Raw genomic sequence first — 14,280 nt, forward strand, 5'->3', positions numbered from 1 at the left:
TCAACCCAGGATTCATACGATGAACTAACAACGCTCGGCATGGTGGTAAGTCGCGTCCGCTGCCGCTCGGAAGGTCCTGCCAATCAACGTCCTGCCAATGAAAAAGGGCGGCCGATGAGGCCGCCCTTGATCGATGATGAGTTGTTACGACGTGGTGTCGCGCCGAACGGCTTACTCGCCGGCAGCCTGTGCGGGCGCTTCGCCTTCGGCCTTGGCTTCCGCCTTCTGCTTGGCTTCGAGGTCTTCGCCGGTGGCCTGATCGACCACCTTCATCGACAGCCGGGTCTTGCCGCGGTCGTCGAAGCCGAGCAGCTTGACCTTGACCTTGTCGCCTTCCTTGACGACGTCGGAGGTCTTCTGCACGCGGCCGGCGGCGAGCTGGCTGATGTGGACCAGACCGTCCTTGGCGCCGAAGAAGTTCACGAACGCGCCGAACTCCATCACCTTGACGACGGTGCCTTCGTAGATCTCGCCGACTTCCGGATCGGAAGCGATCGACTTGATCCACTTGATCGCGGCCTTGATCGACTCGCCGTCGGATGAGGCCACCTTGACGGTGCCGTCGTCTTCGATGTTGACCTTGGCGCCGGTCTTTTCGACGATCTCGCGGATCACCTTGCCGCCGGTGCCGATCACTTCGCGAATCTTGTCGGTCGGGATCTTGAAGGTTTCGATACGCGGCGCGTGTTCGCCGAGCTCGGCGCGGGCGCGATCGAGCGCCTTGGACATCTCACCCAGGATGTGGATGCGACCGTCCTTGGCCTGACCGAGCGCCACCTTCATGATCTCTTCGGTGATGCCGGCGATCTTGATGTCCATCTGCAGCGAGGTGATGCCCGCCTCGGTGCCTGCCACCTTGAAGTCCATGTCGCCGAGATGGTCCTCGTCGCCGAGGATGTCGGACAGCACGGCGAAGCGCTCGCCTTCCAGGATCAGACCCATCGCGATACCCGCGGTCGGCCGCTTCAACGGCACGCCCGCGTCCATCAGCGCCAGCGAGGCACCGCACACCGACGCCATCGAGGACGAACCGTTCGACTCGGTGATCTCGGAGACGACGCGGATGGTGTAGGGGAACTCGTGATGCGGCGGCAGCACCGGATGGATCGCGCGCCACGCCAGCTTGCCGTGGCCGATCTCGCGGCGCTTGGTGCCGCCGAGGCGGCCGGTCTCGCCGACCGAGTAGGGCGGGAAGTTGTAGTGCAGCAGGAACGTCTCTTTGTACGTTCCGGACAGCGAGTCGACATACTGCTCGTCTTCGCCGGTGCCCAGCGTGGTCACGACCATCGCTTGGGTTTCGCCGCGGGTGAACAGCGCCGAACCGTGGGTCCGCGGCAGCACGCCGACCTGGGCCAGGATGTTGCGGACGGTCTTGCTGTCACGGCCGTCGATGCGCTTGCCGGTGTCGAGGATGTTCCAGCGAACGATCTTGGCCTCGAGTTCCTTGAACACGCCGGCGATGCGCAGCTTGTCGTATTTCGGCTCCTGGCCTTCCGGGAAGAAGTGCGCAATCGCCTTCTCCTTGACCTTGCCGACCGCGGCGTAGCGATCCTGCTTGACCGGGATGGCGTAGGCGGCACGCAGCTCCTGCTCGACCAGGCCGAGCATTTCCTTTTCGATCTCGCTGTCGTCGACGACGGTGAGTTCGCGCGGCTCCTTGGCGGCCTTCTCGGCGAGGTCGATGATCGCGTCGATCACCGGCTGGAAGTGGCGGTGACCGAACATCACGGCGCCGAGCATGATCTCTTCCGACAGCTCCTTGGCCTCGGATTCGACCATCAGCACCGCGTCGGCGGTACCGGCCACCACCAGCTCGAGCTGGGTTTCGGCCATCTCGTCGAGCACGGGGTTGAGCACGTATTCGTCGTTGATGAAGCCGACGCGGGCGGCACCGATCGGGCCCTTGAACGGCACGCCGGACAGCGTCAGCGCCGCGGAGGCGGCGACCATCGCCAGCACGTCCGGATCGTTCTCCATGTCGTGCGACAGCACGGTGACGATGACCTGGGTCTCGTTGCGCCAGCCGTCGGCGAACAGCGGACGGATCGGACGGTCGATCAGACGGGAGACCAGCGTCTCCTTCTCGGTCGGACGGCCTTCACGCTTGAAGTAGCCGCCGGGAATGCGACCGGCCGCGTAGGCCTTCTCTTGGTAGTCGACGGTGAGGGGGAGGAAGTCGACGCCTTCACGCGGCGCCTTGGCGGCCACCACGGTGGCGAGCACGACGGTCTCGCCATAGGTCGCGACGACGGCGCCGTCGGCCTGGCGGGCGACCTTGCCGGTTTCAAGCTTGAGGGGACGGCCACCCCAATCGATTTCCACGGAATGGATATTGAACATCGGGTCTTTCTTTCATCGGTTGTCGGGAAGACCGGACGCCAAATACCAAAAGACCATGCGCAAGATGGCGAGACGCTGACTGCGCGAGTGCACAAACAGCGTCCGGCGATCCTGCCATGGTCTTCAGTTGGGAAATGGCGTTCATTCCTCCCGGCTGCGGGGAAGACGCATCGGTCTTCGGTCCCGCACGGCGGGCTGGAGGCCCGTTGACGAGCTCAACCGCCGGAATGCGACTGAGCCGACTGACACGGGCGGATGGAAGACTCGCCCGTGCGAACATCTTGCTTCGGCCGTCGCGGACGTGTCGTGGCACATCCGCTTTGGCCGGTGTTCCGACGCCTCAGCGACGGATGTTGTGCTTTTCGAGCAGCGCCTTGTAGCGCGCTTCGTCCTTCTTCTTGATGTAGTCGAGAAGCGAACGGCGCGTCGACACCAGCTTCAACAGCCCACGGCGGGAGTGATTGTCCTTGGTGTGGGTCTTGAAGTGCGTGGTCAGGTTGTTGATGCGTTCCGACAGGATCGCGACCTGAACCTCGGGCGAGCCGGTATCACCGGCCTTGGTGGCGCTGGTCTTGATGACTTCCGCTTTGCGTTCTGCGGTAATCGACATCGTCAGATACTTTCCTTGCGAACGGCCGAGCTGGCAGTCAGCCCGGTGAGGTTGAAAACGCGCTTGGGGATGAGCTCGCCATTGCCGACTTCGGCGAGGGCCAGAAGCCGGCCTGCCACCGTGACATAGACTGTGCCGCTACAATGAGGCGCATCCCGTCCGCGCAACAAAACGGCCTGGCCCCGATGGAGCCTTGCCGCATCAGCCCGAGTGACGGCCAGCGCCGGGATGTCGTCCAGCGCGGTCTCAACGGGCAGTAGCGCGTCGGCGAGGCTACCCTCGCCGGACGCCGCTCTATCGCACAAAGCCTGTAGTTCTTCCAGCGGAATCATGTCCGACTCGTCGAACGGCCCGACCACGGTGCGGCGCAGCGCGCAGATATGGCCGTAGCAGCCGAGCAGCCGGCCCATGTCGCGGGCGAGCGCCCGTACATAGGTGCCCTTGCCGCACTCGGCCTCGAACACCGAGCGGCCGTCATCTCCATGTTCCACAAGGGTTAATTCGTGAATCTCGACCGGCCGCGGGACCAGCGGCACGACCTCGCCATCGCGCGCCAGATCGTAAGCGCGCTCGCCCTGGATCTTCACGGCCGAATATTGCGGCGGAACCTGTTCGATCACGCCGGTAAACCGCGGCAGCAGTGCCATGATCGCCTCGGCGGTCGGCCGCTCCGGGCTGGTGGCAACCGCGCGGCCCTCGGTGTCGTCGGTATCCCGCTCCTCGCCCCACGCCACGGTGAACCGATAGCGCTTGCGGCCGTCCATCACGAACGGGACCGTCTTGGTGGCTTCGCCCATCGCGATCGGCAGGCCGCCGGAGGCGAGCGGGTCGAGGGTGCCGGCATGGCCGGCGCGCTTGGCCGAGAACAGCCGCTTCAGCACCGCGACCGCCTGGGTCGAGGTCATGCCGATCGGCTTGTCCAGCACCACCCAGCCATGGACGTCGCGCTTGTCGCGGCGCGGCTTGCCATTGCCGCCGCCGCGATTGGCGTTGCGCGGGTCGTTGTTGTCGCGCGGCTTACGGATCTGCGCGGCGGATTCGTCGGCGCCGGCGTGCTGCACGTCGTGCGGGGCGAGCAGGGCGTCGGGGGTGGTCACGGTCATTAATCCTGGTCCGAATTCGGTTCGAGGTCTTTCTGGACTGCCGGCGAGCGCAGCAGTTTGTCGATCCGCTCGGCCTCGGCGAAACGTTCGTCGATGCGGAAGCGGAGTTCGGGGGCGAACTTCAAATTGACGCGGTGGGCGATCTCCCCGCGCAGGAAGCGCTTGTGATGCTCGAGCGCGTCGAGCACGAGCTTCTCGTCGCGGCCGCCGAGCGGCATCACGTAGATGGTCGCGAGCTTGAGGTCGGGTGACATCCGCACCTCGGGCACGGTGACGAGGTGGCTTTCGAGCACCGGGTCGTGCACGCCGCCCTGGGCGAGGATCTCGGCCACGGCGTGGCGGATCAGCTCGCCGACGCGCAGCGAGCGGGTCGAGCCGCCGGGCGGGGAACTCTTCTGGTTTTGGCGAGACATGATGTTCTCTCAAATACTGCCGCCATGCCCGCGCCTGGCCGCGGGCATGCACGTCTTCGATGGGGCAAAGCAAGACGTGGACGGCCGGGACTTCGTCGCGAAGACGTGCTTCGCGCTTCGGCCCGGCCATGACGCCTCAGTTCAATCCGAGCGTCTCGACTGTAAGAATCGGACTTACAGCGAGCGCTGGATGGTCTCGACGCGGTAGCACTCGATGATGTCGCCTGCCCGCATGTCGGTGTAGTTCTCGAACGCCATGCCGCATTCCTGGCCGGCGACGACTTCCTTCACTTCGTCCTTGAAGCGCTTCAAGGTCGACAACTTGCCTTCGTGCACCACGACGTTGTCGCGGATCAGGCGAACATTGGCGCCGCGCTCGACGGTGCCGTCGGTGACACGGCAGCCGGCGACCTTGCCGACCTTGGAGATGTTGAAGATCTCCAGGATCTGCGCGTTGCCCAGCATGGTTTCGCGCAGGGTCGGCGCGAGCAGGCCGCTCATCGCCTTCTTAATGTCATCCACCAGATCGTAGATGATGTTGTAGTAGCGGATCTCGATGCCGTTGCGCTTGGCGGCCGCAGCGGCCTCCTTGTTGGCGCGGACCGAGAAGCCGAGGATGACGGCGTTGAAGCCTTCGGCCAGCGTGACGTCGCTCTCGCTGATGCCGCCGACGCCGGCGTGCAGGATGCGCGCGGCGACTTCGTCGGTGCCGAGCTTCTCCAGCGAGCCGAGGATCGCTTCCAGCGAGCCCTGCACGTCCGCCTTGACGATCAGCGGGAATTCCTTCCGGCCGGACGTCTTCAGCTGCGTCATCATCTGCTCGAGCGAGCCGCGCATGCCGGAAACGGAGGCTGCGGACTTCTCGCGCTTCTGGTGCGCACGGTAATCGGTGATCTGGCGGGCGCGGGCTTCGTTTTCGACCACCGCGAGGCGGTCGCCCGCTTCCGGCGGACCATTGAAGCCCAGCACTTCGACCGGGACCGACGGGCCGGCTTCCTGCACGGTTTCGCCCTGGTCGGAGATCAGCGCGCGGACGCGGCCCATTTCGGCGCCGGCCACGATGATATCGCCGACCCGCAGGGTGCCGCGCTGAACCAGCACGGTGGCGACCGGACCACGGCCGCGATCAAGCTTGGCTTCGATCACGGTGCCTTCGGCCGGACGCTGGGTGTTGGTCTTGAGCTCCAGGATTTCGGCCTGCAGCGCGATCATCTCGAGCAGCTTGTCGAGGTTGATCTTGTTCTTGGCCGACACCTCGACGTCGACGACGTCGCCGCCCATCGATTCCACCTGAACGTTGTGCTGCAGCAGGTCGGTGCGGACACGGTCGGGCTTGGCGTCCGGCTTGTCGATCTTGTTGATCGCCACGATGATCGGAACGCCGGCCGCCTTGGCGTGATTGATCGCCTCGATGGTCTGCGGCATCACGCCGTCGTCGGCGGCGACCACCAGAACCACGATGTCGGTGACCTTGGCGCCTCGGGCGCGCATCGCGGTGAATGCGGCGTGGCCGGGGGTGTCGATGAAGGTGATCTTCTTGCCGCTTTCCGGCGAGGTCACCTGATAGGCACCGATATGCTGGGTGATGCCGCCGGCTTCGCCCGACACCACGTTGGCGTGGCGCAGCGCGTCGAGCAGCGAGGTCTTACCGTGGTCGACGTGGCCCATCACGGTCACGACCGGCGACCGCGGCTCGGTATCGGTGGAATCGTCGACGACGTCGAACAGGCCTTCTTCCACGTCCGACGCGGCAACGCGCTTGACGGTGTGGCCAAGCTCTTCGGCGATCAGCTGCGCGGTGTCGGCGTCGATCACGTCGGTGATCTTGTGCATCGCGCCCTGCTTCATCAGCAGGCGGATCACGTCGACCGCACGTTCAGACATGCGGTTGGCGAGTTCCTGGATGGCGATCACTTCGGGAATAACGACTTCACGCACCAACTTTTCTTTCGGCTCGTTCGAGGCGTGGCCCTTCAGCCGCTGGGTGCGGCGACGGAACGAGGCGATCGAACGTTCGCGCACGTCATCGGCATTGAGCGCGGTGACGACGGTGAGACGGCCGCGCTGCTTCGAGGCGCCCGGCTTGGCGGCCGGCTGCTTCGGCGCCGGCGCCGGACGGGCGGGGCCGCCCGGACGGCGGATCATCCGCGGCGCTTCATCGTCGTCGCCCGCTTCGGCCGCAACGGCCGGCGGACGGCCGGCCGGAGTCGGGGCGCGCGTCGTCGTGGTCGCCGGACGGGCCGGCGCCGCACTCGTGGTGGTGGTCGTCGTCGACGTTTCGGCGGGCTTCTTGGCCGGCTCGGCGTCGCCGAAGCGCTTCTTGGCCTCGGTCTCGGCCTTGCGCTTGGCTTCGTCTTCCTGGCGGTGACGCTCTTCCTCGGCCTTGCGGCGGGCCTCGGCGGCTTCGCGCTCGGCCTTCTCGATCTTTTCCTGCTCGGCGCGGCGCTGGGCTTCGATCTCGGCCTGCTTGCGCTCCTCGATCTCGCGCACGCGGGCGTCGGCCAGCGCGGTGGCGCGGGCGGTGCGCTCGTCCTCGGTCAAGGTCCGCAGCACCATACCGCTGCGCGACTGCTGCGGCGCTGGGCGTGACTGCTGCCGGCTCGGCGCGGCGGGCGCCGGGGCGGGCTTCTTTGCAACTTCGGGCGCTGCGGGCGCGGCCGGCTCGTCGCCGCCGATGCGCCGCTTGCCGCGCTTCTCGACCACCACCTGCTTGCTACGGCCGTGGCTGAAGCTCTGGCGCACGACGCCCTGCTCGACGCGCGGCTTCAGCGTCAAAGTCTTGGTCGGCATCGTCAGAGTCTTGTCGCCAGGAGTTTTCGTATCAACCATTCAGTAGTCCCAATCTCTCAACGTTGTGCGCGTTCGCACGGACTTCGTCAGCGGCGTCTTGGTCAGCAGCGTCTTTCGGCGTGTCGATCGGCGTTTCCGCCGTGGCCGCATCGGCATCGCCATCGCCCGCCAGCCGGTATCGGACCAGGATCTGGCAGCGCGACAGGAATGTTTGTCCGGCCGGGCCCGCAAGCAGGGCAGCATGTATCACATTTGACCGCCCTAATGCCAAATCCAATTCTGCAGAGCTGAGTGCGGCGAGGCGAGGAAAATTGCGGCCCGCGGTCGCATCTCCGTCGATTTGCCGACAAAGCCCGTCCAGCTTGCGGATTCCATCGGCCGCGCCGTCGGTGGCATGGATCACCGCGACGGCTTCGCGGTTCTTCAGCGCGGTTTCGACCTTGCCGAAACCGCTGACCACCTGGCCGGCCTTGGCGGCGATCGCCAGCGCATCCTGGGCCGACCGCACCAACAGGCGTTCGATCGCGTCGGCGAGATCCGCCGGCGCCTTGACGTCGCGCTTGAAACCTTTGGCGAAGACGCGGCGGCGAACCGCCTGCGTCACCATCTCCCGAGACGCCGTGACCCAGAGGCCGCGGCCCGGCAGCTTGCGCTTGAGATCGGCCACCACTTCGCCGGTGGGGCCGACCACGAACCGGATCAGTTCTCCGGTCGGCCGCACCTGCCGCGTGACCGCGCACATCCGCACGGTCGCGGGCGTTTTGGCCCGCGGTCCGTCGTCGAGATCTGCGCCGGGTTCGGCAGCGAGCATGGGTGCAGCGGGCCTTTCATCTCACGTGCTGCGCGGGTTCGGGTCGCAACGCATCGGCGGTTCAGTCCGCCGACTCGTCGGACGCTTCGTCCGCGGGTTCTTCTTCGGAGGCGAGCTCCGACTCGTCGATCCAGCCGGCCTTGACGCGGGCCTGCATGATCAGGTGCTCGGCGTCCTCGCGCGACATTTCCAGGCCGTCGAGGATGCCAGGATACTTCACCGGCTCGGCGCCGTCCTTGCGCTCGGTCCAACCGACCAGATCGTCGGTGGCGCAGCCGGCCAGATCCTCGACGGTCTTCACGTCGTTCTCGCCGAACTTCACCAGCATCTTCGAGGTGACGCCGGGGACGTCCTTCAGGGCGTCCTCGACGCCGAGTTCCACGCGGCGCGCCTCGAGTTCGGATTCGATCCGGTCGAGATATTCGCGGGCGCGCATCTGCAGTTCGGCGGCGGTTTCCTCGTCGAAACCTTCGATCGAGGCGAGTTCACGCGGGTCGACCAGAGCCAGTTCTTCGACCGAGGTGAAGCCTTCGGAGGCGAGCAGCTGGCCGACCACCTCGTCGACGTTCAGCGCGTCCATGAAGGCCCGGGTGGTCTTCTCGAAATCGGCCTGGCGGCGCTCGGATTCTTCGCTCTCGGTCAGGATGTCGATATCCCAGCCGGTGAGCTGCGAAGCGAGCCGCACGTTCTGACCGCGGCGACCAATCGCCAGGGATAGTTGGTTATTGGTATCCGGAACCACAACCTCGATACGTTCGCGATCTTCGTCGATCACGACCTTCGAGACTTCGGCCGGCGCCAGCGCATTGACCACGAAGGTGGCGATGTCCGGCGACCACGGAATGATGTCGATCTTCTCGCCCTGCAGCTCGTTCACCACGGCCTGCACGCGCGAGCCGCGCATACCGACGCAGGCGCCGACCGGGTCGACCGACGAGTCGCGCGACACGACGCCGATCTTGGCGCGCGAGCCCGGATCGCGGGCCACCGCCTTGATCTCGACGATGCCGTCGTAGATTTCCGGCACTTCCTGCGCGAACAGCTTGGCCATGAATTGCGGATGGGTGCGCGACAGGAAAATCTGCGGGCCGCGGGTCTCGCGGCGGACGTCGAACACATAGGCGCGGACGCGGTCGCCGTTGCGGAACGATTCACGCGGCAGCATTTCGTCGCGGCGGATGATCGCTTCGCCGCGGCCGAGGTCGACGATCACGCTGCCATATTCGACGCGCTTGACGACGCCGTTGACGATGTCGCCGATGCGGTCCTTGAATTCCATGTACTGGCGGTCGCGCTCGGCCTCGCGGACCTTCTGCACGATCACCTGCTTGGCCGACTGCGCGGCGATCCGGCCGTATTCCAGCGGCGGCAGCGTGTCGGCAATGGTGTCGCCGATCTGCGCGCCCGGATTGGCGCGCTGCGCATCCTTCAGGGAAATCTGGTTGGCGGGATTTTCGACCTGCTCGACCACCAGCATATGGCGCGACAGCCGCAGCTCGCCCTTCTTCGGGTCGATTTCGGCGTGGACGTCAGTCTCCGAGCCGTAGCGGGCACGCGCCGCCTTGGCGATCGCGTCTTCCATCGCGGCAATCACGATGCCGCGGTCGATGGTTTTTTCGCGAGCCACCGCATCGGCGATCTGCAGCAGTTCCAGCCTATTGGCGCTGACGGCCATGGTCAGTCTCCCTCAGAGGTGTCGATCTCGCCACGCCGCGCTCGTTCGGCGGCAAGGCGGTGTTTCTTGGTGTTCTGCGGTGTCGGCTTGGCGGCCGCTTTGGCGGCCTTGGCGCCGCGCTTCGGCGCCTGGCTCTTGGTCGGATCGCTGCGCTTGGCGTGCGGCGGCGGTTCCGGTGCGAGCCCGAGGCTCTGCTTCAGGTCGCGCTCGGCCTGCTTGCCGCGGCGCATCGATTCGGCGATCAGCTCGTCGGTCAGCACCAACCGGGCATCGCCGATGTCGTGCATCGGCAGCAGCACCAGCGGATCTTCGTCCTTGGCGCCGCCCTCGCGCTGCACCCGCACGGCGTCGCCCTCGACGCCGTCGAGCAGGCCGCGGAACCGCTTGCGGCCCTGGTGCGGCACGGCCATCTCGATCTTGACCAAGTGCCCGGCGTAACGGGCGAAATCGGAGCGGCGCACCAGCGGCCGGTCGATGCCGGGCGAAGAGATTTCCAGCCGGTAGGCGCGGTCGATCGGATCGGCGACGTCGAGCACCGGCGACAGCGCTCGCGACACCGCCTCACAATCGTCGATCAGCATGGTGCCGTCGGGCCGCTCGGCCATGATCTGCACGGTGCAGCCGGCGTCGCCTGACACCTTGATCCGAACAAGGCGGTAACCCATTGCCAGCAAGACCGGCTCCGCGACGGCGCTGAACCGCGCCGCGACACCGGGCTCGATCACCAGGCGCGGTTCGGCCAGGGCATCGGTTTCCGGAACGGCTGTGGTCGGCTCGGTCATGTCCTGGGTCAAAGCGTTATAACGTCTCGCCGATAAACGGTATCAAGGTGGTGAATGAGGTCTCGCTCCCGAGGGGGCGACGGTCCGCGTCCCACGATCCAGGTAATAAAAAAGAGCGGGTCCCGCAGGGCCCACTCTCGATACGGATCGTATGAGAATTTCGAAGTAGCGCCGATATAGCGCTTTTTGCGCCCAGCGACAAGAGCTGTCCGGAGCCCCCGCGCTGGGCCGATCCTCGGGGCAGCCGCAGCAAATGCGACGCCGCAGCTCAACGCTTCGTTCATGCAGCCGCTTTAGGTTCCAGTCGTACCAATGCGGCCCGCCCGCGAGAACGATGGATGCCTGCCGCTACATCTCAGCTTCCCGAACTCGATGACATTGTCAGGCAGGGCGATCCCGTCCGGCGTGCTGATGCCGTGCGCCGGATTTCCGACCTGTACATTCGGGGTGCCGAGAGCTTCCAGCCCGATCATGTCGCGCTGTTCGACGGCATCCTGCTGACGCTGGTGCCGGAGATCGACGTCGAAGTTCGCAGCGAATTGGCGCGGCGGTTTTCGGAAATCAGCAATGCGCCGCCCGAATTGGTCCGGCAGCTGGTGCACGATGAAGACATCGGCATCGCCGGACCGCTACTGCGGCGCTCGATGATGCTCGATGATCCGACGCTGGTCGAGCTCGCCAGGCTGCGCGGCCAGACGCATCTGCTCGCCATCTCAGAGCGGCCGAGCATTTCGCCGCCGGTCACCGACGTGATCGTGCGTCGCGGCGACCGCGACGTGGTGCGCAAGGTCGCCAGCAATGCGGGTGCCGAATTCTCCGCGACCGGCTTCAACGGCCTGATCCGCCGCGCTGCGCAGGACGGGGTGTTGGCGATCGCGGTCGGCACGCGGGATGATCTGTCGCCGCCGCGGCTGAAGGATCTGTTGGCGTGCTCGACCGATCTGGTGCGCCGGCGCCTGTTCGAAAGCGCAAGGCCGAGTTCGCGGATCGCGATCAACCGGGCGATGCGCGAGCTCGCCGGCGAGTCGCGGCAGCCGTCGGTGCAGCGCGACTTCGACGCCGCGCAGCGCTCGGTGGTGGAGCTGCACAACAAGGGCGAACTCAACGAAGCGACCGTGCTCGGCTTCGCGCGGGCGCATCAATACGAGGAGACGGTGGCGGCGCTGTCGGCGATGACCGGCACGCGGATCTCCACCCTTGATCAGATGATGTCCGGCGAGCGGCACGACCCGGTGCTGATCCTCGGCAAGGCGCTCGGCTTCGGCTGGGCGACGGTGCGCGCCCTGATCGGGCTGCGGCTGGGGCCGGACCGCTCGGTGGCCTGCCCGGACGTTGAAGAAGCGCAGCACAATTTCGAGCGCCTGGCGCTGTCGACGGCGCAGCGCGTGCTCGGCTTCTGGAAGATGCGGCAGGCCGACGCCTGAGCCGCCCGCGCGGCTGCCAGCTCGCGCGTCTTCTTTCTGCGCAAGCAGTATCCACTTCGGTCAAAATCGCTCTATGCTTGCCTCAACGGCGGGCCAACAGCGCCGACAAGGGAGGATGATTATGCTCAGCGAAGCTGACATCACCACGCATGCCCAGCGTATCCGCGACGACGGCTACACCGTGATCGAACGGGCCGCGGACCCGGCATTGGTCGCGGCGCTGATCAGCGCGGTCGAACGGATCGAGCGTGACCATCAGCTTGGTTGCGCCAAGACGTCGTTCGAAGGCTTCAAGACGCTCCGGGTCAACAACCTGCTCACTTACGACGAGGTGTTCTGGGACGTGCCGCTGCATAGCAGCGTGCTGCCGATCGTCGAGGCCGTGCTCGACAAGGAGTGTTTGCTCTCATCGTTCTGTTCGCTGGTGCTCGGGCCCGGCCAGGAGGCGCAGCCGATTCACGAAGATACGCAACTCATTCCGCTGCCGCGGCCACACATTCCGATCACGCTGAACGCGATCTGGGCGCTGTCGGATTTCACCGCAACCAACGGCGCGACCCGGATCATTCCTGGAAGTCATAAGTACGCGACCTCGCCGGTGTACGGCCAGGACTACGACGCGCTCACCGCGACGATGCCGGCCGGCAGCGTGATGCTGTTCGACAGCGCGCTGTGGCACGGCGGCGGCCCCAACACCTCGGAGGCTCGCCGCTTTGCATTCTCTTGCGCCTATTGTTGGGGGTGGATGCGGCAGCAGGAAAACCTGCAGCTCGGGATTCCGCAGGAGATCGCGCAGCGCTTTCCGCGGCGGCTGCAGGAGCTATGCGGCTACAGCGTGTACAAAGGTCAGTTCGGCCACATCGACAATCACGATCCGATCGAACTGCTCGGACGCGAACGCGGCAAGCGAATGGTGTGGGAGGCGACCGACGTGCGGAACGCCAGGCTCGCCGCGCAGACGAACTAATCGCCGGAGAGATTAGAGTCGTTCGAAACGCAGATAGTTGGCGCGCCGGCCCTCGCGTTCGGCTTTGCGGCCATAGCGCGTCATCGTATAGTTGGGCCAGGGTTTGCGCCAATCGTCGGCGCGCTGGGCGAGCCAGTCGAAGCTCGGCGCACGCAGCAGATGCGCCAGCGTCCAGGCGTTGTAGCCGTCGATGTCGCTGACAAAGCGGAATTCGCCGTGCGGCGTCAACGCGCGTGCCATCGCCGTGACGGTGGCGTCCTGCACGAAGCGACGCTTCCAGTGTCGGCGCTTCGGCCACGGATCGGGATGGATCAGGTCGATCCGCGCCAGCGAGCCGGCCGGCACCCAGGCCAGCAGCTCCGAGGCGTCGCCGGCAAACAGCCGGATGTTGCGGATGTTCTCGGCCTCGATCCGGGCCAGAATCTTCGCCATGCCGTTGACGTAAGGCTCGGCGCCGATGAACCCCGTGTTTGGATGCGCCAGCGCTTCGGCGATCAGGTGTTCACCGCCGCCGAAACCGATTTCGAGCCTCATATGCTCGACCGGAGGATCGAACAATGTCGTTAGCGGTTCGGGCGCCGGAGCGTCGATCTGCAGCGACAGATGCGGCAGCAGGTTCTCGATCAGGTCGGCCTGATGAGCCCGCAGCTTGTGACCCTTGCGGCGGCCGAAGAACGATCCCTGGCCGTGCATCACGACGTCACCATCGTGATCTTCGCCATTGTGATCTTCAGTGTCCGGCGCCGAGTCTGGGTGATCAATATTGAACATCAAGCGACCGCGCTCGCACTTCTTCGACAGGCTGCCCTGCATACAGGACCGCCATCTTGTTTCGACCGTGAACGAAAAACCGGCCCCGCTTATATCATTTGCGGAGGCCGGCGCGACGGAGGTCGATCGATCAGTTCGTCTCGTCCGCTTCGCGCGCGGCGATCCGTTCGACGAGATCGACGATGCTGCGACGAAGCTTGGCATCGGTGATCTTGGTAAAGGCGCGGGTCAGCGCCAGACCTTCGGAAGTCGCGAGGAAGTCGGACACGTATGAAGGCGACGGCGCCTCACTGAAGCCGTTGCCGTTAGCGAGGCCGCCGCTCGGGCCGCCTTCGAACAAGAAGGACACCGGGACCTGCAGGACTTCAGCGATCTGCTGAATGCGGCTGGCGCCGACGCGGTTGGTCCCCTTCTCGTATTTCTGCACTTGCTGAAAAGTCAGACCCAGCGCTTCGCCGAGTTTCTCCTGACTCATGCCCAGCATGATGCGTCGCATGCGCACACGGCTGCCGACGTATTTGTCAACAGGATTGGGCGCTTTAGTCGACATCTCACTCACTCCTCAGGCACGTGCATACGCCAACAGTTAGCGCA

The 14,280-nt window shown here is 65.6% G+C and carries 12 protein-coding genes; 2 read left to right on the forward strand and 10 right to left on the reverse strand.

The window, feature by feature from the left end; all coding sequences use genetic code 11:
* Positions 1-171 precede the first annotated feature (171 nt).
* From pnp to rimP, 8 genes are all read right to left on the reverse strand, one after another.
* Positions 172-2,340, reverse strand: coding sequence for a polyribonucleotide nucleotidyltransferase (pnp, locus tag LRC39_RS02215; protein ID WP_264054019.1), 2,169 nt, complete (start codon positions 2,338-2,340; stop codon positions 172-174).
* A 340-nt stretch (positions 2,341-2,680) separates the two neighbouring features.
* Positions 2,681-2,950, reverse strand: coding sequence for a 30S ribosomal protein S15 (gene rpsO / locus LRC39_RS02220; RefSeq protein WP_107342654.1), 270 nt, complete (start codon positions 2,948-2,950; stop codon positions 2,681-2,683).
* 2 nt (positions 2,951-2,952) lie between these two features.
* Entirely contained in the window at positions 2,953-4,053 is a 1,101-nt protein-coding gene (truB, locus tag LRC39_RS02225) for a tRNA pseudouridine(55) synthase TruB (protein WP_107342655.1), read from the reverse strand.
* Entirely contained in the window at positions 4,053-4,466 is a 414-nt protein-coding gene (rbfA, locus tag LRC39_RS02230; protein WP_107342656.1) for a 30S ribosome-binding factor RbfA, read from the reverse strand. The genes truB and rbfA overlap by 1 nt, the downstream gene beginning before the upstream one ends.
* 174 nt (positions 4,467-4,640) lie before the next feature.
* Complete coding sequence (gene infB / locus LRC39_RS02235) at positions 4,641-7,295, reverse strand: translation initiation factor IF-2 (protein WP_164637188.1); 2,655 nt, start codon at positions 7,293-7,295, stop codon at positions 4,641-4,643.
* Positions 7,288-8,067, reverse strand: coding sequence for an RNA-binding protein (locus LRC39_RS02240; protein ID WP_346296196.1), 780 nt, complete (start codon positions 8,065-8,067; stop codon positions 7,288-7,290). Before LRC39_RS02240 ends, infB begins: the two co-directional genes overlap by 8 nt.
* Before the next feature lie 61 nt (positions 8,068-8,128).
* The gene (nusA, locus tag LRC39_RS02245; protein ID WP_107342659.1) at positions 8,129-9,742 is read right to left on the reverse strand and encodes a transcription termination factor NusA; all 1,614 of its coding nucleotides are present in this window, start codon (positions 9,740-9,742) and stop codon (positions 8,129-8,131) included.
* 2 nt (positions 9,743-9,744) lie between these two features.
* Positions 9,745-10,524: a ribosome maturation factor RimP gene (rimP, locus tag LRC39_RS02250; protein WP_107342660.1), complete on the reverse strand. Its 780-nt coding sequence runs from the start codon at positions 10,522-10,524 to the stop codon at positions 9,745-9,747.
* 338 nt (positions 10,525-10,862) lie between these two features.
* Here rimP and LRC39_RS02255 point away from each other — a divergent pair, with 338 nt between their 5' ends.
* Both LRC39_RS02255 and LRC39_RS02260 read left to right on the forward strand, forming a co-directional pair.
* Entirely contained in the window at positions 10,863-11,948 is a 1,086-nt protein-coding gene (locus LRC39_RS02255) for a DUF2336 domain-containing protein (RefSeq protein ID WP_346296197.1), read from the forward strand.
* A 121-nt stretch (positions 11,949-12,069) separates the two neighbouring features.
* A complete protein-coding gene (locus tag LRC39_RS02260) occupies positions 12,070-12,915 on the forward strand; it encodes a phytanoyl-CoA dioxygenase family protein (protein WP_264054023.1) in 846 nt (281 codons plus the stop codon).
* Between the two features lie 12 nt (positions 12,916-12,927).
* On the opposite strand, the gene LRC39_RS02265 is transcribed toward LRC39_RS02260, so the two are convergent.
* Together LRC39_RS02265 and LRC39_RS02270 are read right to left on the reverse strand one after the other, a co-directional pair.
* Entirely contained in the window at positions 12,928-13,608 is a 681-nt protein-coding gene (locus LRC39_RS02265) for a tRNA (guanine(46)-N(7))-methyltransferase TrmB (RefSeq protein ID WP_234822393.1), read from the reverse strand.
* Positions 13,609-13,816: 208 nt separating this feature from the next.
* A complete protein-coding gene (locus tag LRC39_RS02270) occupies positions 13,817-14,236 on the reverse strand; it encodes a helix-turn-helix domain-containing protein (protein ID WP_011156011.1) in 420 nt (139 codons plus the stop codon).
* Positions 14,237-14,280 lie beyond the last annotated feature (44 nt).

This window comes from Rhodopseudomonas sp. P1 (genome assembly GCF_039642825.1).
Taxonomy (GTDB): domain Bacteria; phylum Pseudomonadota; class Alphaproteobacteria; order Rhizobiales; family Xanthobacteraceae; genus Rhodopseudomonas; species Rhodopseudomonas palustris_H.